The organism is Bradyrhizobium sp. 14AA (genome assembly GCF_054185205.1).
Genome location: NZ_JAVAYM010000024.1, coordinates 81,627 through 105,630, shown reverse-complemented (window position 1 = coordinate 105,630; position 24,004 = coordinate 81,627). Strand labels below are relative to the sequence as shown.

Annotated in this window: 18 protein-coding genes; 6 read left to right on the top strand and 12 right to left on the bottom strand. The window is 61.1% G+C overall.

All coding sequences use genetic code 11. The features are described 5' to 3' along the window. Nucleotides 1–1,099: 1,099 nt before the first annotated feature. Nucleotides 1,100–1,465 (bottom strand): helix-turn-helix domain-containing protein, encoded by a 366-nt coding sequence (locus tag RAD15_RS33815; RefSeq protein ID WP_458182904.1) that lies wholly within the window; start codon nt 1,463–1,465, stop codon nt 1,100–1,102. 554 nt (nt 1,466–2,019) lie between these two features. On the opposite strand from RAD15_RS33815, the gene RAD15_RS33810 reads away from it, so the two are divergent. Next, nucleotides 2,020–2,604, top strand: coding sequence for a hypothetical protein (locus RAD15_RS33810; RefSeq protein WP_458182965.1), 585 nt, complete (start codon nt 2,020–2,022; stop codon nt 2,602–2,604). 72 nt (nt 2,605–2,676) lie between these two features. Here the strand turns inward: RAD15_RS33810 and RAD15_RS33805 are convergent, their stop codons facing one another. Genes RAD15_RS33805 through RAD15_RS33795 form a run of 3 tightly spaced genes read right to left on the bottom strand, consistent with a single transcriptional unit; the run spans nt 2,677 to nt 6,321 of the window. Further along, complete coding sequence (locus tag RAD15_RS33805; protein WP_458182902.1) at nt 2,677–3,234, bottom strand: hypothetical protein; 558 nt, start codon at nt 3,232–3,234, stop codon at nt 2,677–2,679. Between the two features lie 5 nt (nt 3,235–3,239). Continuing rightward, nucleotides 3,240–4,598: an HlyD family type I secretion periplasmic adaptor subunit gene (locus tag RAD15_RS33800; protein ID WP_458182901.1), complete on the bottom strand. Its 1,359-nt coding sequence runs from the start codon at nt 4,596–4,598 to the stop codon at nt 3,240–3,242. Between the two features lie 10 nt (nt 4,599–4,608). Beyond that, the gene (locus RAD15_RS33795) at nt 4,609–6,321 is read right to left on the bottom strand and encodes a type I secretion system permease/ATPase (RefSeq protein WP_458182900.1); all 1,713 of its coding nucleotides are present in this window, start codon (nt 6,319–6,321) and stop codon (nt 4,609–4,611) included. Nucleotides 6,322–7,601: 1,280 nt separating this feature from the next. Between RAD15_RS33795 and RAD15_RS33790 the strand changes: the two genes are divergently transcribed. Then, the gene (locus RAD15_RS33790) at nt 7,602–9,959 is read left to right on the top strand and encodes a S8 family serine peptidase (protein WP_458182899.1); all 2,358 of its coding nucleotides are present in this window, start codon (nt 7,602–7,604) and stop codon (nt 9,957–9,959) included. 87 nt (nt 9,960–10,046) lie between these two features. Here the strand turns inward: RAD15_RS33790 and RAD15_RS33785 are convergent, their stop codons facing one another. The 3 genes from RAD15_RS33785 to RAD15_RS33775 all read right to left on the bottom strand — a co-directional run bounded on the left by RAD15_RS33785 (nt 10,047) and on the right by RAD15_RS33775 (nt 14,188). Continuing rightward, on the bottom strand, nt 10,047–12,986 hold the full coding sequence (locus RAD15_RS33785) for an MSCRAMM family protein (protein WP_458182897.1): 2,940 nt from the start codon (nt 12,984–12,986) through the stop codon (nt 10,047–10,049). Between the two features lie 313 nt (nt 12,987–13,299). After that, a complete protein-coding gene (locus RAD15_RS33780) occupies nt 13,300–13,650 on the bottom strand; it encodes a hypothetical protein (RefSeq protein WP_458182895.1) in 351 nt (116 codons plus the stop codon). Between the two features lie 64 nt (nt 13,651–13,714). Continuing rightward, nucleotides 13,715–14,188 (bottom strand): hypothetical protein, encoded by a 474-nt coding sequence (locus RAD15_RS33775; RefSeq protein ID WP_458182893.1) that lies wholly within the window; start codon nt 14,186–14,188, stop codon nt 13,715–13,717. A gap of 211 nt (nt 14,189–14,399) precedes the next feature. Here RAD15_RS33775 and RAD15_RS33770 point away from each other — a divergent pair, with 211 nt between their 5' ends. Beyond that, nucleotides 14,400–14,846, top strand: coding sequence for a hypothetical protein (locus tag RAD15_RS33770; protein ID WP_458182891.1), 447 nt, complete (start codon nt 14,400–14,402; stop codon nt 14,844–14,846). Between the two features lie 36 nt (nt 14,847–14,882). On the opposite strand, the gene RAD15_RS33765 is transcribed toward RAD15_RS33770, so the two are convergent. Beyond that, the gene (locus RAD15_RS33765) at nt 14,883–15,101 is read right to left on the bottom strand and encodes a hypothetical protein (RefSeq protein WP_458182890.1); all 219 of its coding nucleotides are present in this window, start codon (nt 15,099–15,101) and stop codon (nt 14,883–14,885) included. 569 nt (nt 15,102–15,670) lie between these two features. Here RAD15_RS33765 and RAD15_RS33760 point away from each other — a divergent pair. Further along, a complete protein-coding gene (locus RAD15_RS33760; protein WP_458182889.1) occupies nt 15,671–16,006 on the top strand; it encodes a hypothetical protein in 336 nt (111 codons plus the stop codon). A gap of 53 nt (nt 16,007–16,059) precedes the next feature. Here RAD15_RS33760 and RAD15_RS33755 read toward each other — a convergent pair whose 3' ends face one another. The 3 genes from RAD15_RS33755 to RAD15_RS33745 form a co-directional block, all read right to left on the bottom strand. After that, nucleotides 16,060–17,127 carry a HoxN/HupN/NixA family nickel/cobalt transporter gene (locus RAD15_RS33755; RefSeq protein WP_458182887.1) on the bottom strand — a complete coding sequence of 356 codons (1,068 nt, stop codon included), beginning with the start codon at nt 17,125–17,127 and terminating at the stop codon, nt 16,060–16,062. A 110-nt stretch (nt 17,128–17,237) separates the two neighbouring features. Then, nucleotides 17,238–18,263, bottom strand: coding sequence for a glycoside hydrolase family 5 protein (locus RAD15_RS33750; protein WP_458182885.1), 1,026 nt, complete (start codon nt 18,261–18,263; stop codon nt 17,238–17,240). Nucleotides 18,264–18,282: 19 nt separating this feature from the next. Beyond that, on the bottom strand, nt 18,283–19,569 hold the full coding sequence (locus RAD15_RS33745; protein WP_458182883.1) for an O-antigen ligase family protein: 1,287 nt from the start codon (nt 19,567–19,569) through the stop codon (nt 18,283–18,285). A gap of 214 nt (nt 19,570–19,783) precedes the next feature. Between RAD15_RS33745 and RAD15_RS33740 the strand changes: the two genes are divergently transcribed. After that, on the top strand, nt 19,784–20,920 hold the full coding sequence (locus RAD15_RS33740; protein WP_458182881.1) for a GNAT family N-acetyltransferase: 1,137 nt from the start codon (nt 19,784–19,786) through the stop codon (nt 20,918–20,920). Nucleotides 20,921–20,948: 28 nt separating this feature from the next. Here RAD15_RS33740 and RAD15_RS33735 read toward each other — a convergent pair whose 3' ends face one another. Next, a complete protein-coding gene (locus tag RAD15_RS33735; RefSeq protein WP_458182880.1) occupies nt 20,949–22,172 on the bottom strand; it encodes an FAD-dependent oxidoreductase in 1,224 nt (407 codons plus the stop codon). Nucleotides 22,173–22,639: 467 nt separating this feature from the next. On the opposite strand from RAD15_RS33735, the gene RAD15_RS33730 reads away from it, so the two are divergent. Further along, a complete protein-coding gene (locus RAD15_RS33730) occupies nt 22,640–23,986 on the top strand; it encodes a lipopolysaccharide biosynthesis protein (RefSeq protein ID WP_458182879.1) in 1,347 nt (448 codons plus the stop codon). Nucleotides 23,987–24,004 lie beyond the last annotated feature (18 nt).

Here is a 24,004-nt window from a genome sequence, read left to right as displayed (position 1 = left end):
CGGAATGCCCCATAAAAAATGGACCGAACGGCGTGCAGCAGATTGACGTACGTAAAGGCGGCTCAAGCAAATACGTGCTTGAGGAGAAACGGCTAGCGGTGTCTGTTGGGGAGAATTTGAATGTCCGTGCCGTCAACGACACGCGACAGAGAATGAGCTAAATGAAAATCCAGGGTGCTAAAATCTTTGTTCATTGCAGCGCCTTCTTCGAACGACGAGTTGGCGGCTTAAACGAAATTTACGCGAAGTTTAATTCTGCTTAACTACGAAAGTATGACACGGCGACAGCGTGGCCACAAGCGCTTTGGCCTCTCGGCAATCATGAGCTTACACGCACGACCGACACAGGTTGGAATACTAACTTGTGGTTGCAAACCGAAATCCCGATTTTCGCCGCGTTTCCACGCAGCAGTCATGTGTCGTCAAGGACTTAGGGAATCACCCGGGGTTCTTGCCGAACGTGATCCGCATGCGCGGATCGCATCATATCCGGAAGTTGCAAAACCATTTTATGCTTCCGAAACGAACGCGTGCCTTCACGTTCAATTTTATTTAATCGGCCGGACGACGCAGTAAATGCCATTGCGCACTTTGCGAGCAAGCATCACGCCCAACGTTTGACATCACAACGCAGCCATTCAAACAGGGGCGTATCGCGTGGAAGTATCCTGCAAGTTGAATGTGTCGATCCGCCAAATCGGATCGAGGGACGGTTACTCGAAGCGTTCACGAGGGACCCGTGACGAGCCGGGCTCGCACAATCAAGACTTTGCAGACGAGGGACGGTCAGCGCTGCCCATTCGGTCCCGACAACGCACATGGCATTGGGGCATTCGCGGGCGGACCGAGAGCGCGAGGTCGTTCGGCGCGGGCGAATGACGCGCACCGGTTGCAGCCTTCATCGCTTTCGCGGGGTCGGCACAAATATGCGGAATGGACCCTGCACGGACGGGCCCTCTATCCGGTCCACGCCGGCCGGGCGATAGCGAGAGCTCGCGGCTCGATAACGAGGCTGGTGCGACCGTCTTCGCCAGATGTCAGACGGCGATACGGCGCTCGCTCATTCCGGCGAGACGCGCCTCCCGTTTACCCCAGCTGTCTAGATTTCGCGATCGCCGGACGAAGAGATCCGGACATGGAAGCCCTTCGCCTCAATGGCACGGATCAGTTGCTCGAGGCTCATCTCGTCGGGCCGCATGGAGGGGTGATCCGAGGGACCTTGAAGCTCGGCGCTCACGAGATGAACACCGTTCTCCAGGAATTCAGAGCTCACATTGAGCACCTTTGCCACGGCTTTTATGGTGGCGGGCTTGGGCACCCTGCCCCGCTTTTCCCAATGCCAGATGGCAGGCGGCGTCACGTCAATCCGTCTGGCCAGCTCCGTGATCGTCATCGACCGATCTTCCCGCAGCTGTTTCAAGCGCGAACCAAAGCTGGCAACCGTCTTGTTCTTGACTTTAGACACCTGTAAATTCCATTTGTGTGCGTGAGAATCGGCGTTAACGACTATAAGTAGGCGAGATTAGGGGCTCGTTCGTTTTCAAGTCAATCATCGTTCCATTGGTATTGGCCTTCGAAACCGGTGCAGTTCATCGCAATTTTGTGCAATCGGTCAGTCCAACTGCCTCTCCGCTTGCCGTTCAGCCCGGACGGGTATGCAAGGTCCAAGCCAGTGCTGTACGAGGACAATGTCGCTCAGTATCACGCGTTCCTAACTCCACAGATCGACGCTGGCATGACACGTGACCCCCGGCTGCGGATAACCGCTTTGCCGAGCGAAACGGCGGCGGCCGATCGGTTTCGGCCCTTTAATGCCTTAGTCGGGTTAAGTAAACAAGCAAAGGCAGTACCGTTGCCACGTCACTCGATTGATCGGTGACCGCTCCGGTGTCACTATGTGGCCGGGATGAGCAGGGTAAGAGTTTGGCCGGACGGGCTTTTCTTCGTCGCGGCTCTCAGCCCAGCAGCGGGGATTGCGTGAACAGTTCAGCGCATTTTTTATGTCGGTTCGGGCCCCGGCTGTTGCTGAGCGGGGCGCTGTTGACCTTGGCGGCTCCTTGCGTCGCGCAGACGGCCGCGACCCGACCGGCTGCGGAGCAGCATCCGGACGCTCCGAAGCGCATCGAGCACCGTCAGCCGATGATCGACATCCTCGCGCACATGTCCGGCAAGTGCACGACCCTCAAGATCGCGGGTCGTGACTACGGCTGCAAGGCTGTTGCCTACGCTCATAGCGAAGCCGGTCGCGTCAACTTTGCCGTAGCCATCGAGGATCCGGCGGACGACGGCCACGTCGTGTCCTTCTCCGGCGAGAAAGGAAGGCGCTTCGACGACAATTCCTACGAGCTTCCGGTCGATCGGATGCTCTTGAATTCCAAACACCGGCCGAAGGTCCATGGGCTCCCGGTCCCCTCCGAGGAGGCGTCGACCGGCATCTGCCGCCAGTTCGGCAACTTCGCCGCGCGGCGGGTCTCCAGTGTCACCTGCACCGCAACGGACTCTCGAGGACAGAGCTACGAATTGCTGTTCGTGTCGGACGGCTCCCCCATCGGCGTCCGACGCGTGAGGCAGTCGGCCGCTTCGATCGACGACCCGTTCAAATAGTCCTACAGCGACACAGGCAGGTTTTAGATGCCCTTGCGCGCCATGATCTGGCTGCCGCCGCGCCAGGCGCGTTCAATAGCAGTTCGGAGAATTACCCCCGAGCCGGGCACACGCATCCGAATTGGAAGCCCGCCACTGAACCACGGCTAACGGGCTACGTCCCTGCCCTTCCGACGGCGCTCCTTTTAGCCTTTCCGTCTCTTCCGCCACGATGGCTCTGTGCGCCTTCGCGATCTGGTCATTTCGTTCAAGCAGCGAGACGATGCCGGCCGAGACCTGGACGGCGAGCGCTTTGCGCAATGCGTTTTCGCGGTCGAGCAGTTCCGGAAACCGCAAGCCGGGCCGAACCGAGAGCTCTGTTGCCTTCACGATGCAATCGGCGCGTGGCACGGCTTGCGCGATCTGATCGGGAAATCCGTTGCGGCAATCCGCAAGTGCCTCGGCCAGATTTACGGACGAATCTTCGGCCTCGTTCTGGAGCGCCAGTCGCGTTCCTCCGCAGCCCGCAAGCAAGCCAAACAGGAGCGCAACAACCGCGTTGCGCATCATAAAGGCGTCTTTACCGCGTCGGCGCCGTAAATTGATGGCTGCCTCATCGCCGTCCGCGCGAGCACGCTCGAACGGGCCCATGCGTCCTATTTCTGACGGAAGGAGTGATTGAACGACATGATCAGCGGCCCAACCAGATATTCAAATGCCGTGCGCTGGATGGTCGGGATCATGACCGTTGCAGGCATTCCCGGATAGAGCTTGATGTTCGGCATGGCCGCAAGCTCGTCCTGATCAATTCGCACGAAGGCCGTGTAGTATGGATTGTTGGTCTTGGGGTCGGTCAGGCGATCTGCCGAGACCTGGATCACGTCGCCATGAATGATCGGCACGATCCGCTGCTTGTAAGCCGTGAGGTGAACTTCCGCACGCGTGTTGGGATGCACGTCGCTGATGTCCTCGACCGCCACCTGCGCTTCGATGGTCAGCCCATCCTGCTCCGGGACGATGTCCAGGATCTTGTCGCCGCGCTGAATGACGCCGCCGACGGAAAAGACGTTGAGGCCGACCACCTGGCCACTATAGGGAGCGCGGATCTCCATGCGCCCCAGGACCGCTTTGGCGTTCATGGCCTTTGGGATCACCTCCAGGATCTTCGCTTGCGTGTCGCGGAGGTCCTTGGTCACGTCGGTCATTCGATCATTGTCGAGCTGCGCCATCTGCTGCTCTTGCTCGGCGATTGCCTGGCGCGCCTTGGCGATGTTGGCGCTGGCATCCGCGATCTGACCTTCCAGGCCGTAGGCGGTACGCTCCAGTTGCAGAATGCGGGGGCGCGCGATCAGGCCGCGCTCGACGAGAGGCGCGATATCTTTCGCCTCGCTGTGAACCGAATTGATCTGGTCGGTAAACGACTTGACCTGCGCCTGGGCGCCGACGATCTGCGAGCCAAGCTGATTGATCTTCTCGCGGATGACGTTGCGTTGTCCCTCGAGCGAGGCCCGGCGGCTCTCAAACTGGCTGACCTGTCCGTTCCAGACGCTCTTCAGATAGGGATCGTCGGAATGCGTCTTTACGTCCGAGGGTATCACGAGCGCTGAGCCGTGATCGAGCTCGGTCAGGAGACGGACCTCCGTTGCGCGAAGCACGACCCATTGCTGCGTCAGAACTTCGTATTCGGCGCGCGCCTGGGTCTCATCAAGCACGATCAGGAGATCGCCCGAGCGGACCTTGTCACCCTCCCTGACCCGCAGCTCCTTCACGATACCGCCGTCGAGGTGCTGGACGCTCTTGCGATTGCCGTCGACCTTGACGACCGCGTTTGCCACGACGGCGCCGTTGAGTGGCGCGGTCAAGGCCCACGCACCGATCCCGCCAAAGAACAGGGCAATGATGATCCAGCCGGCGAGAGCGACACGCTTGATCGAGTCGCTTGGTGGCCCGGCGGAAAGACCCGGTCGGCTGCGAACGGCTGCGAGATTTTTCGGCGTTCCGTCTAGAATGGCCATTTGCGCGAGCCTAACTGCTGGAGCCCTGCACGGCGTGCACCGGCACGGGACGGGTCAGCCGTGACATGATCTCGGCGCGCAGCCCGAACATTTCGGCGACGCCATCCCTGAGGACGAGAATCTTGTCGACGACCCCGATGGTCGCCGGCCGATGCGAAACGATGACGACCGTTGTCCCGCGCTTTTTCAGTTGCACGACACAGTCAGCCAGAGCGACATCACCTTCAGCGTCGAGGTTCGAGCTCGGCTCGTCGAGCACGACGAGGCTTGGCGTGCCATAGACGGCGCGGGCCAGACCAATCCGCTGGCGGAAGCCGCCGGATAGAATGGCGCCACCTTCGCCGACCTGGGTGTCGTAGCCGCTCGGAAGCCTCAGGATCATTTCGTGCACGCCCGCGAGCTGTGCGGCAAGGATGACTTCCCTGTCGCTCCCCTCGTCAAAGCGGCCGATATTGGCGGCAATCGTATCCGAAAACAGCTCGATATCCTGGGGCAGATAACCGACATGGTCGCCGATCGCCCGCTTGACCCAGGTCGACACATCGGCGCCGTCCAGTCGCACAGCGCCGGCCGAAGGCGTCAGGACGCCGACAAGATGACGCGAGAGGGTCGATTTTCCGGCCCCCGACGGCCCGATCACGCCAAGGACCTCCCCCGCTTCCACGGCGAAGGTGACGCCGCGCAGAATAGGCTTGGAGTTGCCGGTAGGAACGAAGGTCACCGCCTCGGCCGAAAGGCGCCCCTTGGGCTTGGGAAGCGTGAGGCCGGCATCGAGCATAGGATGCGCGGTGAGCAACTCGCGAATGCGCAAGAAGGCCGCGCGCGCCGACACGAGAGCACGCCAGGATCCCACGATCTGCTCGACCGGCTGCAACGCGCGGCCAAGCAGAATGCTGGCGGCAAACATCGAGCCGACCGTCGTGACCCGCTCGATCACGAGATAGGCGCCCAGGCCCAGGATCAGCGACTGCATGGCGAGGCGCAGGAAACGGATCAGGCTCTGGATCGCGGCGGCGCGGTCGCTTGCGGCGACCTGGCGCTCGAGCATCCGGTCGCGGTCGCGGCTCCAGCGTCGCAGCAGTCCGCCGGTCATGCCCATCGCGCGCACGACTTCGGTATTGCGCAGGCTCATTTCGGTGAAACTGTAGCTGCGCGCAGCGGCTTCATTCGATTCCGTGAGCGGCAGCTTCACCAGCCACTCGCTCAGGAGCGCCATCAATACCAGGATGACCGAACACCCCAGCGCGAAGGCTCCCAGGAACGGATGAAGGGCGAAGATCACCGCGATGTAGATCGGCGCCCAGGGCAGATCGAAGATGGCGTGAATTCCGGTCCCGGTAACGAACTGGCGAAACGTATCGAAATCGCGGAGCGCCTGACTGCGGGCGCCGCCCACGCCAGCCGAGCGATCGATGATTGCCGTCATCACCCGCGAGGCGATCTTCTGGTCAAGGCGGATGCTGGCGCGGGTCAGGACCCGTGCCCGGACCGCGTCCAACCCGGCAAGCGCCACGAACGCCAGCAGCAACGCGATCGTGAGCATCAACAGCGTGATCTCGCTCGCGCTCGAGATCACACGGTCATACACCTGCAGCATATAGAGTGGGCCGGCGAGGTACAGCAGGTTAATGGCAAGGCTGAAGATGCCGGCCGTCGCGAAGTAACCCTGGCATGTCTGCAGCAGGCGCCGGAGCTCGTCCGGCCTTTTGAAAGGCGCGTTCACACAATCCGGCGGATGCCCCCGCCCCCCTAATCAAAAATGACCGCCGGAGCGACAACGCCCGGCCGAATTAAAGACCTACTGGCAGCCGTTAACAATTCTTATCCAATCCAGGACAATGTTTAGCACAGCCCCCGGCTCCCGAGAAAGCAATCCTTGCCGGAAGGTAAAGGCGCCGTAGAGCTACGGCCTCCTGCGCGTTTACGATATTTATCTTGACCGATGCATACGTGAACGCGGCTGGTCAAAGGCAGCGGCGGGGCAATGCGCGGCGCGGGCACGGGTTCGCATTCTCGCGGCGCAACATGCCCGAGCTTGAACTGGCAACTCCCCTTCCGGAAGAAAGGGCGCAGGGAAGGCAGGGCGCCAGCCGGCACCCGCAGCCCCGTGTGCGAAGAAACTGCGCACGGGTGGGTCACAGGTGATGCCGACATCCCGGCCTTCCCCTGCGCGGATGGTTTTAACGGCTTCCTTCGCGCTCTCCCCGGGGAGACGAGCTCTATTGCCCCCGTCGCCTTGCGGATATTCGGCGCTCACGCCGGTTGGCGTGATACGCCTCCACAAGGCTTGGCGCCAGCTTTCGGGCGCCAGGACCACACGACTTCTCCGTCCGCGCACATCCGCACCGGCCCCCCGACAGTTGGCGTGCGCGCACCGTCGAGACCACGTGAAGACGCTGTCAGCGCCGTGTCGTTACGCGCTCAATCGCCGCTCACGGAGCACCATCAAAGGATTCCCGCCCTGCGACCCTGTTCGCGCCGACGCCGTCGCGGCCACCGCATCCCAGCCTCCGTGTCGTGACGATCGCGATACGTCCCTTTTGACGGGCCAGGATGGCAACGCATATACGCCGAAACGAAACTTCTGTCAATCCGAATCTTTGGAAATTACGAATTCTCCTTTCGCGCGGCAGGACGCCCCGTGCCTCGCAGCATATTTCCCCGGCCGCGCAATTGCCGAGGGCATCGGATCGGGCGCGCGGCCTCGATCTCACATCGCACGCGGGAACGACGCTTCGTCGGAAACGGAATCAAATCGTCGCCACACGACCCAGCCTGGACGGTTTTACCGCCTCGAAGCAACCGGCATAAACCAACGTAAATTCTATTTACGCACCATTAAATCGATACGGAGAATTGGAGCGCACCCGTCAGTGCTTTGGAACCACTGATCCTCGTTTAACTACCGAATTTACCCGCCTTTAATTTGCGCCGTCGTCCGATCTCCGCAGCAACGCGCGACGTAACGCGCGCTTTCTTCCGTCGCACATGCAAGGAGATTCGATGGCGAAGCGGGGCGCGAATGATCAGCACGGGAATTTCTTCGAAGCGAACGCAAATGCTGTGGAATGGGAATTCGCCGGACTGAACATCGCTTCGGCAGCCACCTCGGGGAATCCGGCGCTTCATGCGGATCAGTCGAGCCACATGGATGGAGGGTTCGACGCATTTGCTGCTGGAGGCAGAAAGACCAGCGGCAGCGGCGGAAGCACAAGCACCAGCGGAAGCACAGGCACCAGCGGAGGCGGAACGACAACCGGGGGAAGCACGGGCGGCAGTACGACAGTGACGGCGGCTGACGTCTATCCCACGATCCCAATCGCGTGGAAGGCTCTCAATCCGCCTGTCGGAGACAGCGGAACGCCGACGGACAGCCTCTATCTGAAGCAATGGAATCTGTTCAATGCCAAGGCGGGCATCGATGTTCTCAAGACCTGGGAAAACTATACAGGCAAGGGCATCAAGATCGGGATTGTGGACGACGGCGTCGACTACAACCACTCCGACATCAAGCCGAATTATCTGTTCAACCTCGACTACGACGCAGTTACAGGCGGCAGCGATCCCTTTGGCGATCCGACGACCGAATTTCACGGCACGTCTGTTCTCGGTGTCATCGGTGCGGCACGAGACGGATCCGGCACCGTCGGCGTAGCCTACAATGCGGGTCTGGCGGATTTTCGCATAAGCTATTCGGCCGGCTCGCCCGGCCAGCTCGCGGATGCGCTCAATCACCTCGTGACGAACGGCATGGATGTCGGCAATGCAAGCTGGGGATACACGACCGCATTCCAGGACAATTTCTTCAGCTCGGCTTTCAGCTCTTCGAAAGCGGCACTACTGAACGACGTTGCCAATGGTCGTGGCGGTCTCGGCATCCCGGTCGTGTTCGCCGCAGGCAATGGGCGCGCAAGCGGCGACAACGTCAACTATCACAACTATCAGAATGACCCCTACGTCATCACGGTCGGCGCAACGGGCGCTGCGGGTGTCGTAGCCTCGTACAGCACCCCGGGCGCGGCGCTTCTCGTTTCGGCGCCGGGAACGAGCATCCAGACGGATGATCGTGCCGGAGCCTATGGGTATACGACCAACGACTACGCCCTGATGTCCGGCACTTCGTTTGCCGCGCCAACGGTGACAGGCATCATTGCACTGATGCTGCAGGCCAATCCCGACCTCGGCTATCGCGACATCATGGAGATCCTGGCCTACTCGGCGAAGAACACCGATACCACCAGCACTGGCTGGCAAACCAACGGCGCACATGACTGGAACGGCGGCGGCCTGCACTTTTCGAACGACTACGGCTTCGGCCTGGTCGACGCGACCGCGGCGGTCCGTCTTGCCGAAAGCTGGATGAAGCAGTCCACCTATGCGGATATGTCGATCCAGACGGTGAACCATACCGACGACGCCAAGATACCCGATGGCACCGGAAGCCTGAGCAGCACGATCACGCTCAACTCGTCCGAGATCGTCGACAAGGTCGTGGTGGATCTCAACATCACCCACGCCAATGCGAGTGATCTCACCGTCACCCTTACCTCTGCAAGCGGAACGACCGCCACGCTGATTTCCCACCCTTCGAACGGCACCGGCGGTGGCATCGTCTTCGAAACCACCGCGAACACCTTCTGGGGCGAAGACGCCAAGGGAAGCTGGACCCTGACGGTCACCGACAGTGTCAGCGGAAATACCGGCACACTGAACGGCTGGTCCCTTCAGGTCCTCGGCGATGCGCCGAACACGCCGACGACTTACGTCTACACCGACGAGTTTGCGACGGCGGCGGGAGCCAGCCGGGCGCTGCTCCACGACACGAGCGGCACGGCCGTTCTCAACACCGCAGCTGTCACGACCGGCTCCTACCTCGACCTGCATCCAGGGGCGACCGACACGATCGCCGGCCGGCAACTCCAGATCGCTGCCGACACCGTCATCAAGTTCGTCTGGGCCGGCGACGGCAACGACACCATCATCGCCAACGATTTCGGCGATACGATCCAGGCTGGCCGTGGCAATGACACGATCGTGGCCGGTCGCGGCGCTGACGTCCTTTATGGCGGCCCAGGCAGCGACACCTTCGTGTTCAAATTCCTTACTTCATCCGTTGATGTCGTCCGCGACTTTACGGCCGGCCAGGACGTCATCGACCTGAATCAGGCTTTGACTTCCGCAGGCTATAGCGGCGCAAATCCCATCGCGGATGGATGGCTGAGCCTCGTTTCCGATGGAAACGGAGGAACCAACATCGTTGTCGATGCCCACAATGGACAGGCGCCGGTAACGGTTGCCGACGTGGTCGGCGTCGCGTCGACCCTGCTCCACACGGGAACGGCATGGACGCTTGTTGCGTAGGGCTGACGGGCATTGCGTCCAGGCAAACGAAATGGGCCTTGGCTTGCGCCAAGGCCCGTCTCGCGCTGGTTCAACGCGGTGTTTCGGCTAGACCAGGTTCTGCTCGTGCAGCGTCAGCCAGAAATTGTCCATCGCATTGGTATGGACATTCTCCAGAGTCCCGTTGTCATTCCAGGCCACGGCGTTGCCGTCCTGAGAGACCACCAGCTGGTTCTGATTGAACCACATCAGAGCATTCTTGATGTCCTCGCCATTGATGCCGGTGACTCCATTGATCGTCTGATCGCCGCCCCACGTCTTGGTGCCTGCTCCCAGGTAGAACTGGTTGCCGCTGGTACCCCACTCGCCGCCGCTCAACACGCCGGCCTTGGACACCGTACCCTGGCCAGATAGCGTACCGTCGGCAAGAACGCCGCCGGATGCCTTGAGCCAATCCACCGCCTCGGTGATCAGATTGTGCGGCTCGAGATTGCCCGTGCCGTACTTGTTGAAGCCGTTGTTGATGTCCAGCTGAGTGGCAACCGCCTGGGCGAGCATGATGATGCGAGCGTCGCCGCCGGTTGCGCCCGCTTCAATGGCTTGCGCAGCCTTCAGATCGACGAGCAAGGTGTGCCCAACCTCAGTTCCATCGGCCACGCCATTGTGGTTGAGATCGCCGAGCAGCAGGTAGCCATCCGTCCTCGGATTGGCTTCGGCGGGCACGTCGTTCGCGCTCGTCGTCTTTCCCAGCCCCGTCTTGCCGTCCCACGCCTCGGTGTGGTTGGACCAGTATCCCTGGGTCAACTCGGCCGCCGGCTTGAACTGGAAGTTGGCGAAGTCCATGCCGGTCGTCTGATCGTGGCCCGACGTTCCAACGATGCTGTAACCACCGATGCCCGCGGTCTGAACGTAGCCGCTCGGCACCACCTCATAAACCTTGTCGCCGGCATAGGTGTAGTCGAGGTCGGTGAAGGAATAGTGGCCATTGGCGTCGGTTGTCGTCCAGCGATCTCCTTCGCCCGCATCCCACTTGTTGTTGGAGTTGAGATCGGTCCAATTCAGGACGCCGTTATTGTCCTGATCGATGAAGATCTTGATGTCGGCGAGGCCGGTGTCATCATTCGTTATGCCGTCTCCGGTAATGTCCTTGTACTTCGTTCCGGAAATATCAAACAGCACAAAGTTGGTGAAGTCGTTGTGCGCGTCGGTGCCGCCGCTGCCCGGGTTGTCGACGGTTTGAACCAGCGTGCCGGTCTGCTTGGAGTCGCCGGGAACGACTTCGTAGATGCTCTTGCCGACGTCAGCCAGCGTCAGTCCGCCGATCGACCAGTTGCCGCTGGCATCCGTCGTCGTAAAGCGAAGATCGCCAGCCGTGAAGCCGGCGACACCATCATCCTCGATGTAGATCGTGACCGGAGCATGCGACCACGGGGTGTCGTCATTGCTCTTGCCGTTGCCGGTCAGGTCTTCATACTTCGTACCGCTGATCGAGAAGTTCAGGAAGTTTGTGAAGTCGTTGCCGGTGTCGGTTCCCCCGCTGCCCGGGTTGTCGACGGTCTGCACTAGCGTGCCCGTCTGTTCGGACCCGGAAGGAACGACCTCGTAGATTTTCTTGCCGACGTCAGCCAGCGTCAGGCCGCTGATCGACCAGTTGCCGCTGGCATCGGTCGTCGTAAAGCGGTGATCACCAGCCGTGAAGCCGGCGACGCCGTCGTCTTCGATATAGATGGTGACCGGCGCATGCGACCACGGCGTGTCGTCATTGCTCTTGCCGTTGCCGGTCAAGTCCTCATACTTCGTTCCGCTGATCGCGTAGTTCAGGAAGTTTGTGAAGTCGTTGCCAGTATCGGTTCCGCCACCGCCCGGGTTGTCGACGGTCTGCACCAGCGTGCCTGTCTGCTCAGACCCGCCAGGAACGACCTCGTAGATTTTCTTGCCGACGTCAGCCAGCGTCAGGCCGCTGATCTTCCAGTTGCCGCTGGCATCGGTCGTCGTGAAGCGATGATCACCAGCCGTGAACCCGGCGACGCCATCGTCCTCGATGTAGATCGTGACCGGAGCATAGCTCCAGGCCTTGTCGTCGGCGGACTTGCCGTCGCCGGTGAGGTCTTCAAACTTGGTGCCGCTGATCGAGAAATTCTGGAAGTTGAAGAAATCGACAGACGCGGAGCCGTCGATCGTCACCGTGACGGTCGATGGATTTGGGTCGGTCCCCAGTTGGGTCCAACCGGCCTGCACGACTTCGCGGATGTCATAGGTGCCCGCATCCAGCCCGGTGAACGTATAGGAGCCATTGACGTCTGTCGTGGTCGACAACTCGCCATTGTCGAGGGTGCCGTTATGATTGTCGTCGATGAAGATCGTCCAACCGACGCCGGCCGTTTGGTCACCGGTGGTCGCCAGGTTGCCGTCAGCGTCGATCCACTTGGTTCCGGAAATCGTGGCGTGTGGGGTCGGCGTGTTCGGCCCGATGGTCGCGCCCCATTCTTCAAAACCGCCGTTTGACGCGGCGGTGCCGCCGAATGCCGAGTACAGATAAACGTAGGGACTGGCACCGGCGAAGTTCGAGACCGGAATGTAGACGAACAGGTCTCCTTTACCGCTGCCGGCCGGGGCATCACTTCCCGCGTTCAAGCTGACGGTTACGTCGCCATTGGCGTCCAGGTCGTAGAGCGGGGTGCCCAACGCGCCCAATGTCGCGGCACTCCCAGTCGTGGCTGAATAGATTTTGAAGCTCGTCAGATCAATGATGCCGCTGCTCGAATTCGGCTCGTTCGCATCGAGCTTGAACGCATAGGAATCAACGCCGTTGATGTTGACGACCTGGAGGCTGGACAGCAGCAAAGCATTGGTGTGAGACGGCTGCTTGTCGTCCAGCGGAAGCGGAGAAAAATCCGTATTGAAACCTTCTTCCGTCGGACTGTCCTGAATCACCAGGAAGCTGTTGAAAACGCCGGTGCCGGTGGGAGCCAAATCGACCGTTTGAAACAAGACGCCATCGATAGTGGCAGATGAGCCAGATGTCGTCAGGTTGTATGTCGTGGTCATGGTCTTCCTCCAAAATAGCTACAACAAAAACTTCAAGCCCGAGTGGGGAAGAGGCCGGAATGCCACCGTTGGGTTGCGCAATAAAAACGGCCGCTTCACGCAAAACGCGTGGCGGCCTACGCAAACCTGCGAGGACAAAAATCGATCAAAACAGCCTCTGCCCCAAATCCAAACCGGGAAAACTAAGCAATAATTTTCGATTAATGCAACGTTACTTTTGAGAATGATGCCGATCAATTGTGTGTCAGATCGGGAAATTTCGGCAAAATGGTCAATTTCGGAGGTTGGTAAATACCTTCGACAGTCCGCCGCCTCAGCTCCCAGCTGCGGACGGTGAAGACGGCGGCGCCGCAACCCGTAACTGTGCCGCGCGACCGAGCTCCCACGCGCGCTGCATCCGCTCGGGTTGCGTTTCCTTCAGCAGTCTCCCCCAAGCTGCGCTGAAGGCCTTGATCGCCGTATCCCTGTCCTGCGCGGCGCCGCTCGTCCAGGCCGGCAGGCCCATCGGGATCAGGATGAACCATTCCCATGAATGATGGGGCCCGCTGGCATCGAGCGCGTGGCGGATCTTGCCGATCTCGCGGCCTTGCGACCAGACGGCATAATGATCCGCGATCTCAGGCCATTTCGGGCGGATGCTGAGCGTGATGGCGGTATTTATCATCGTAAATTCTTGCAATAATGAAGTTTAACGGTGACGCGAAGCCAACACTCCGCGGGAGTGACGTCTAGTTCTTCGGTATCGCCCGCTGAGCCAGCAACGCATCGGCGCTCTTGGTGAGCCCTCCGGCCAGTTGTTTCGCCGCGTCCGGCGAGAACGCGTAACCGGCCTGCTGTTCCAGCCGGTGATTGAGGATGAACAGCACAAGGCCGCGGCCGCTGGTGTCTGCGGAAATCGTGCAGTTCTTGGGGATTTCGAACCTCACCTCGTCGGGCTTGTCCCCTCCAGCCGCGCCCGGCTTGACCGGCGCTGCCGCGTCCATATTCGGCGCGACTGCTTCGGCGACGGCCCCGCCGCCATTCGACGCTGTGGGCTGCACACCGCCGCGCGCGCTCGTCAGCGCCGCGATCAGATCATCGACGCAGTCACTGGCGAATCTCAGCTCCAGCGCACCGGTATATTTGCCTGTGGTCTGAACGACGAATTCCTTCTTGTCATCCGACATGGTGGCGGAGCTCACCGCCGCAATCCTGATCGCCATTGGTACAATGCCCCGAAAATATGGTCGTGGGCCTCGTTGGCCCCCTCCCTTGCCCAACTGTTCGCCGACTATACCGCGCATGGCGGCTTGCGATAGCGCCTCCACTGGTTCGCCGGGGATCAGGCGACACATTAACCCCGACGCATCTTGCCGCTTCCGCACGAGCGACCTAGGATAAAGTCATGTTACGGTCAATTCGCATTGCAACACGATGAATATCAATCCCGCTCCCCGGATCATCGCAGAGTTGCGGCCGAAGTACGAGATCAAGGTCGACCTCGACGAGCGATGCTTCCTTTTTCCAGCCGGAAAGTCGGTCAGCCAACTCCTGTTGCTATCGGACGGCCACACCATCCTCATCGACGCGGTGTATCCGTTCAATCAAGCTCGCACGCCACCGCGGCTCGCAGCGCTTGATCTCGACGACGCCAGGGAATTCGGACGGCGACTGGTCGAAGCGGTGCATACGGCGCGCACCCAACTGGTGGGCACGAACGGCATCAGGATATCCATCAACGTGATCGCCAACGGCTATCACCTCCAGTTTGGCGACATGAATGCAGCCACCGAACTGTTTCTCGGCACGGGCTGCATCTGGCGTGTCTGCCAGGGTCTGCTCCGCATTGTCGACCTCATCGCGCCGATCGAGTCCAACTGAAACCGGCCAGACTGAAGCGATCGGCGACAATGCGCTTCAGGACGCGGTCTCGATCAGCGGTTCCAGATAGCTGCGATGAAGCGTTTGCGGATGCTTCTGCCCGTCGAGAACGACCCGGAGAGCGTTCTTGGTGTGAGCAAAGCCGACGACCCGTCCCGTCCTCCCGTCCAAACGCTTGCTGTGCTTGCCGAGGGATTTCACCCGGAAGCGACTGCCGATCGTAATATCCAACAAGAGCGCGTCGTTTTCATCCATGGCGATCAACTCTTCATCGAATGTCTTCCCGCACGGATCATCCAGTCGAACGACAGGCTACGCTTTTCTTCGACACTGTCGATCATCCTCCGACATGCCGGCGCCGTCTACCATCCCCGAAACGGGCCGAAAATATGCGCAAGACGGGCAGCATGCTTAATGGCGCGCTGCCCGGCCGTGCCGCCGGTCGCCCTTAAATTTCGACAGTGAAGCGTTTTACAAGTCGGCGCCGGGCATTTAAGGTCCCGGACCTTGCGTAAAGTGGTGCCGTGACGGATGCAATGAACGACAGTCCGATCCCCCCTGGGCCTGCCTCCACCAGAGACTTGCAAGCTGATTTGCCCCAGCATTTCGACTGGAGCGCGCTGGAGTTGCCGCGGGCGAAGTCGGCACCGGCTCCCGCAAGCAGGGAAGCCGGGGCTCCTCCCTCCGGGTCCAACAAGGCATTTAGCGATGGTCCGACCTCGCAAGCCATACTGCCGGTCCTTGAGCGGGAGTCTCGGTCCAACCTCGAACCGGCTTCCCTACCGGATGAGCCCGCCGCCGTGGCACCGGATGCGACCGCTCCGATGACCGAGGTTCGCGCCGCTCGTAACGAGGCCGGCGTACTCTCAGGGCAGCTCGCACGGGAGAGCTTCATGGCCGTCGGCGAAAAACCGTCGGCCAATGGGAAAATGCGTTACCCGCCAGTATCTTTGCTGAAAGATGGCATTCCACGGCTGGGATTTTCCCACGTCGGTGAACCGAGCGAGCCGGGCGTGCATCGCTCGCACTACGGTCTTGTCGACATTTCACGTGATGATCTCGCCGTCTGGAAAGCCTTTCCGGACGCGATCTTCACGGTCATACAACCGTCCCCGTACTCAGATGTGATGATCTCTCGACTCGGAACTTTCGAGGTCTGAGTCCTTATCGGACGTTGATGCCTGCCCCGACGTAACGCCGCCGTCGGCACGGCTCAGGTCGCATCGGTGCATTCCAGCGCTTCGGGCGCGACACGCCGGTCGCCCGCAAACATACGACGATAGAGCACGATCGAGACGAGCCAGGCGATCGCGAACAAGGCGATCACGGCGAATCCGACATTCGCAAGCGACTCGTTGAGCCCGTCCACCAGCGTCCACGCGCCACCGGACAAGCCGAGCCGGTCTGCGATGATCCCAAGCGCCTCGATGCCTCCGACGAACAGCGCGACCGCGACGGAGGCGCCGGTGATCGTGAGATTGTACCAGAGCTTGCGCAGGGGATCGACGAAGGCCCAGCGATAGGCGCTGACCATCAGCGCCGAGTCGGCAGTATCCACCAGCGCCATGCCCGCGGCAAACAACGCGGGAAAGACCAGAACATCGGCAAGTGAAGCGCCGCGCGCGGCTTCCGTTGCGGAAATACCGAGCAGCCCGATCTCGGTCGCGGTGTCGAAGCCAAGGCCGAACAAGAACCCGAGCGGATACATGTGCCAGGGTTTTGTCACCAGGCGGAACATGGGGCCGAACAGTCGTGCGAGGAACCCGCGGCCTGCAAGCAACGCTTCGAGACCTTCGGCGTCGTGAACGCCATGGTCCCGCGCCGCGCGAAATGTCTTCCACAGGCCGGCGAAAATCGCGAGGTTGATGACCGCGATCACGAGCAGGAACAGCGCCGATACCGAGGTGCCGATCAGCCCGCCGATCTCCTTGAGAAGGCTGTCGCCGCCAAGGCTCACGGCGCCGAGCGCAAGCAGCATTGTTGCCGCCACGACCACGGTCGAATGGCCGAGCGCAAAATACAGACCCGCGGATCGCGGCGCCTCGCCCGCATGCATCAGCTTGCGCACCACGTTGTCGATGGCGGCGATGTGGTCGGCATCGACGGCGTGGCGCAAGCCGAACACCCAGGCGAGCAGCGCTATCGCCATCACCGCGGGCCCGTCGGCGAACAGCGCGAAGGCCCAGGCCCAGGCTGCGACGTTGGCGGCGATCAAGCCGCCGAACAGCACCGCCGCTCCGGGCTCGACCGCCCGCAAGATCCGCTCCGCCACTTGCTCCATCCACCCGAACCCGCAGTATGACATTTATAAAGAACTATCATACTGGGAAGAGCAAGAGCCGGGCGCGCCTCTTTTTCGCAGCCACGCGAAAACGGCATGAGGGGCCTGCTTCAATGCGGGCGCGGGATCAGGGCACGCAGGATGTCCGGCTTCCAGGTCTGACGAGCACTGTCGAATGCCGCGAAGTCATGGTCAAACTGCCAATAGGCCCATGACCAGCCCAGTCTTTCGGCGCTCCTCGCCACGAACGACAGGTATCTCTGGCGACTGTCGGGGGGAGCACGCTCGTACACCCCGAACTCGCCGAGATAGATGGGCCGCTTCTCTTTCTCCGCCCAGAGCCTCATCTTCTCGAAGTCAGCGGCAGCCTTCGCCTCGTCGTCCGGACTACCCCAGTCCAGCGGACCGATCCGCGAAAAGGTCCGGGACCATGGCGCGCCCTGATGGGTGAACCGTATCGGCGCGTAATAATGGAACGTGACGATGATATTTCTGTCCTCGGCCGGCAGCGTCAGCTCGTCGACGGGAATCTCGTCCGTGTTGAGAACGGCAGCGATGACCGGCCGGTCGGGATTGGTGCGGCGGATGATGCCGAGACAGTCATTGAGAAGCGAATTCCAACCGGCGGAAGTCATTTGTCCGCCCGGCTCGTTCAAGACCTCGAAGACAAGTTTCGGATACTTCCCGGTATAGCGCTCGGCGATCTGCCGCCAGAACGCATTGAGCTTATCCGCGCATCCGGCCACGTCGCTCTGGCAGACATGGGTATCGTGCTCGTCGAGGATGGGGATGAGGTTGCGTGCAAGGACCTCCTCGATGACGGCATCAAGCCGCCTCAGGACGATCTCGTCCAGCACGTTTCCCGGGCCCATGAACTTGAAGCCGAAGAAATTGATCCTGACGTGCGAGAATCCGGCCTTCTTGATGGTCGTCAGATTGTCCAGGCGGAACGGCGCGTTCTGGCCGCCTTCCCATATCCCGTCGTAGCCGAGAATATTGATGCCTCGTCCCAATCTCGGCAGCTCACGGGAAGCGGCCTGCTCGACGCCGGCAGCACGGCAGCCAAGCGACGCGAAGAGCAGGACCATTGCGGCGAGACTGAAGCTTCCCGGCCAACGAGCACGGATGACGGTCATCTGCTTCCATTCCTAGCGACTAGAATTTTCTCTGCGGCACCGGTCTGCACGTCGCGAGGAAGAACGCCACCAGCAACACCGAGGTGAACATCGTCGAACGCAGGAACGTCGTCTCCGTAAAATTGGTCTGAAAACTGAGGACGACGAATCCGATGATGAGGGCACAGTGCGATCGGTCGATCGCGCGAGCGGAAATCAGATGGAGGATCTTGTTCGAGAACAGGAAGACGCTCGCGGCGAAAAGTGCATATCCCAGAAATCCCGTTTCCATCAGGATCGCGATGTAGCCGCTGTGATAGTTGTCGAGCACCCAGCCGTGATTCTGTTCGAAATAATCGTAGATCGACGGCACCGTCCAGAAGCCGTTGATGCCGAAACCGAGCAACGGTGCGTCGTCGAAATGGCTTATCGCGTATTGCCAGATGATGGTCCGCTCGGTGAAGTCGATGCTGGCGTCGCCGACATGGATGGCATCGTATCCCGTCACATAAAAATACAGGATCAGGAAGACGGCCAGAATGCACATGACGAATGGCAGGATCGCATAGAGCCTCATGCAGCCGATCGACCACATCGAGGTCACGAGCAGCGCGCAGGCGGCCAGGGCCACGGCACCGGCGCCACGCGATTCCGATGCAAGGACGCATGTCGACGCCAACAGGAATACGACGAGAAAGGCCAGCCACCCCTGCCCCTTCATTTTCCGATAGCAGGCAAAGAACATGAGATATGCGCCGACGAAGCCGAGCGTCTGCTTGGATTCGTAGACGCCCTGCCATTGACCGTTGTGCATCCAGCTGTGGTCTATCCCGATATCGGGCACGGCGATCGCACAGAAAGCCGATGCGGCGACCAGTATGAAGAGCCCAAGCGCCGTCGCCCTCACGACCTCGTCCAGGTCGATACGCGTGACGAGGCAGAATGCGCCGAAGGTCGTCATCGCAAGCGCGGCGCTCTTCATGATCGCTGCGACGCTCAGGCTGGACCAGAACACCGAGACGACGGCGAATACGTAAAAGGCGACCAGCGCGATCAGATCGGGATTGAACTGCAACCGCAGGCGCGGGCGCACGAATGCACTTGCGTAGATGAGGACGCCCCACATCAGAAGCGCGACGGCCTGCTGCAGATAGGTCAGCTCCGCCGGCAGCAGCGCGGTGTTGAAGGTGCCCATCGACGCAACCACGTTGGTGGTGATCGAACCGGTGATTGCCATTCTGGCAATCTTCTCAACGCCAACGCCGCGCGTCTTCCAAATCGCGCTATCGAGTGCCCCGGAATCCACCTCGGTCTGCAGGCTGGCCATGAGATGACCTTCCTTAAGCGCGGTTAATAATTCGCTAGCGCTGGTCGTTCGCGGTGCCTCGTACCGGGAATTTAGGAGTTTGGTAACGATACGAACCGGGCTCAGCGCATTAATGCAAATCGCAGGCCGCCGGTGTCTCGCCCGTAACGACCCTGCTATATAGCGCAGGTCCGGCTCGATCGACTTTCCCTACTTATCGATTTCCCTGGTACGCATGAACAAGCCCAGCAACACGTTCGACACCGCCATCGAGCAGACGTTCGACTTCCTGTCGCCGGAATATGCCGAACTGTTCGACAGCTCGGCCGCCACCGCGTTCCAGCATCCGCTCTGGCTTCACAGTCTCTACACCAGGCTCGCGTCCCATGCAGGAGCAGTCCCTCTGGTCGTCGTCGTCCGTCACCGCAAGACGGGTACGCTTGCGATGGTGCTGCCCCTGCTGCGGGTGCGGCGCGGTCCGATACGAACCATCGAATTCGCCGACCTCCGCGTCTCCGACTATCTGGCGCCTGTCTGCAGCCCGAAGGTATTCTCCGAGCTGGTCGCGGACCAGAGCGCATGCGCGGAGATTCGGCGCCTGGTTCGCCCGTTCGATCTGCTCCGAATGACCAAGCTGCCGGACGGACGGCTTCCGATCGAGAACCTCCTGGCTGCGCCCCGCCGGGTCTCGATCGACACCAATGCCTACGCGACCGTTCTCGTCGCGCCGTTCGAGCAATGGCGCGCCAGCGCGATGGATCGTTCTTATCAGAAGGAGCTCGCAAAGAAGTACCGGCAGCTCCAGAAGAAGGGCGAGCTGGGCTTTTCATGCTGCAACGACGGTGCCTCCATCCTGGGCGCGCTGGACGTGATGAGGAAATTGCGCGGTCCGCGGTTTCAGTCGCAGGGCGACGGGGATCTGCTGCAGCGCCCCGAGTACTACGACTTCTATTCCGACGTGGCGCTCCGCGGTCTCGGCTCCTTCGTACGGCTCTATGCCATGAAGATGGACGGCGACGTGATCGCGGCCGTGCTCGGGTTGTGCCATCAGGGCAGCTTCCTCGTCATCATGAGCGCCTTCGACATTGCCGGATACAAGAGCCAGTCCTTGGGCGCGCTGATGTTCGAGCAAGTGGCAAGGGATTGTATCGAGCGCGGGGATCAGATGCTCGATTTCACCATTGGCGACGAGCCATACAAGAAACTGTTCGGCGCACAACCTTCGCCGATGTGGGCGGTCACGCAGGCCGGCAGCACCGCAGGCACCATATCCCTGTTCGCACTGAAGCAGGCGCCCTGGCTCAAGCTTGCCGCCAAGCGACTGTCGGAGTTCAGGCTCTCGCCGGCCCGCAGCTCAACTCCCACGCGCTGACCACACGGGGCGCCGCGGGCCGCAGCACTCAGGCGCGCAGCGCGCTGCGGACTTGCGCGAGCCAGCCGGGCCGCATTTGCTCGACCCGGTGGGTGATACTCCGCCGCAGGAAGTGCAGCCGTCGCCGCACGTCCCAGCCGATATCGTTGCGGGACGTCAGCGCCTGGCGGAAGCGCGCCATCTTCAGCGACTGCTGGTCTGCCGCGATCTTGTCGGGATCGGAATAGAATTCGGAGATCTTCTCCTTGCTCATGCCTTCGGTCGTGAGCCAGTGCGGCGCATATTCGGTGCAAAGACGCTCGACGTCCACCAGCAGGCGGGCCACGCCCGTCCCGGCGGCAGGGCAATTGGTCTGGAACGCATCGCCGATGAGCACGACGCCGGGCTGGAGATGTCCTTCGACGACGGACAGGTCCATCACCCAATTCTGGACCCGGTCGGTCACGTGGAAGTCGCCGAGATAGGGCTGCAATCCCGGCAGCAACCGCAGGACCGTCGCCTCGGGCTCGCGGCGTAGATCGCGCATGATCGGGTCAGTCGGATCGCGGAACATGAAGAGATTTGCTCGCATGCCCGCACGCACCGGAAACAGGCTGAGATAATCGACGCCGTCCACGGTACGCTCGCCATAACAGGTCAGCGCCTTGAAATCGAACGGCGTGCCGTCCCGGCGTGCGATCGTGAAGCCGAACGAGACCGAGTGGCGCTCGGCAAGCACGCGCCGCCTGATGCCGAGCTTGTAGCCGAGCACGCCCGCCATGCCCGTCGCCAAAACGACGAGGCGCGCGGTGACGCGCCGCCCGGAGGCGAGCTCGAGATGCTGAATGTCGTTGCTACAGCTGACCGCGGTGACCTCATCGACAATCAGGCTGGATGGATCGGGGATCTGACCGCGCGCCATCGCAACGAGATCGGCATAGGGAAGCCCGTACGCTTGGCCGACGCTGACATCGACGACCTTGCCTTCCCTGATATTGAGCACACGGTCGTATGAACAAGCGACGCTCTCGAGGCCGCGAATGAAACCTAGCCTGCGAAACAGCTCGAGCTGGTGGCCGCCGATCTTCTCGACCCGGAACTCGTCCGGATAGACCGCGCGCTTGTCGATCAGGGCGACACGATGCCCTGCCCGCGCAAGGACGGCCGCCGCAAGCGAACCCGCAAGGCCGCCGCCGACGATCGCGATGTCCGCGGCGATCGTCGCGGTCACGGTTGCAGCGATCGGCTCGGTCACGGTTCTATCCGCCGTCATGGTTTCAGGCTCCCACGGTTAACGGTGGTTCCATGTGCAATTTCCTCGCCTGATGTCGCATCACGGGGCCAAACGCGATCATTTCTCCTGATCGAGGTTAATGAACCGGAGGACTGATCCGGCACGACGGCATTCCGGCACGCGCCTTGCTCGGGATGCTCTGCAAAGCCCGGTCCTGGCAGCACGGCGACCATTTCCGGCACGACATTCCGCATTCAAACGGCCGATCGCGTCTGCATCGGCCGTCGATGCGGCGCTATGCCGCCGTTCGGTCAAGCCGGGCTTTGCTCTATCTGGGACAATCGGGACAGCGATGTTTCACAGTCAAGCAACCGGCATAGCCATGACATCGTCGCGGCCTGTGAAATCCTGGAGGCCGCTTATTAACACTCGCGGTTTTTCCGCATGCTAGGCTCTCGCCCGTATCGTACGCGTCTCTTCAGGGAAGAGTTGCCCCTTAAACCTTCATGATCGAATCCATCATCCAGTTCATGCGGCGCGATGTGACGCGCGGTGTCGTCGGGACCATCCTCCTCAAGGTTGGTAGCGGCGCCCTTGCGTTTGCGTTGTTCTCGCTAGCGGCCCGAACGATGTCGCCCGATGGGTTCGGCATCTTCGCGACCTGGCTTTCGGTTGCCCAGATCGCATCGGTCGTGGGACTGGTCGGCCAGGAATCGCTGCTGGTGCGATTCCTGAACGAGTATCGGGTGGGAGATCAACCCGATCTCACGAAGGGCGTGCTGCTATCGAGCTTGAAGATTTCTTCCGTCACGATGCTGATTGCGATTGGCGCAATCGCAATCGTCGCGCACGCGAGAGGCGACTGGTGGCTGCTGATCCTCGCGGTGTCGGCCTACACTGCCGTGAATGCGGGGTTGATGCTCGGCAGCCAGATCGCGCGCTCCCTCGTCAGCATTCTCATGGGGGAAGGAAACAGGGAGTTCTTCTGGCGGGTCGGCGTCGTCCTGTTTCTGCTCGCCGTCATGTTTGGCCATCGGCAGCTGGATCCCGCCGAGTTGATCGCCGTGATGACGATTGCCATGTCGGTCGGCCTGGCTGCACAGATCGTTGCCATTGCGCGGGCTCTGCCGGATTTTCGTGGCACGGCGGCGCGCTCGGAAACGTCCCGCTGGAGATCGAGCGCACTTCATTTCTGGGTCGCATCCATCCTTGAAGCCGCGAACCAGTACTTCGACGTCATTCTGGTCTACTGGATGCTGGATCCGGCGACGGCCGGAATCTACTTTGCCGCTTCGCGCCTGGCCAACATCTTCGCCATGGTCTCCGCTGCACTGTACAGTTTCGGGGCGCGACGGCTTCCTTCGCTGTACTTCAGCAAGAACCACCAGGAATTCGCGCGAACGTTGCAGCTCATGGCGGAAGTGACCGCGCTATGCGTGGCCAGCGGACTTCTGCTGATCTGGATTGGCGGCCCCTCTCTCCTCAACCTGTTCGGGCCTCATTTCGCCGCGCAGCACTGGGTTTTGATCGTGCTCGGGATCGGCACGGCCTTCCAGGCAGCCGGGGGACCAGCTGCCGCGATATTGCAGCTGACCGGCTATGAGCGTGAATATGTCCCCGTCGTCGCCGCCAACGTAGCGCTGCGGCTCGTTGGATTTCTCGTTCTCATTCCCTGGCTCGGCGTGCTCGGCGCAGCGATCTCGGCCACCGTATCGCTGGCACTTGCGACCATCGCCCTGAACATCCTCTGCCGCCGGCGAACCGGCGTCGATCCTTCAATTCTCGCACTGTTGCGCTTCTCGGCATGGAAGCGCGGCACCTACGCGGTCCGCGGCGCTGACCCAGGCGAGTAGGCGCCGATTCAGTCAGGG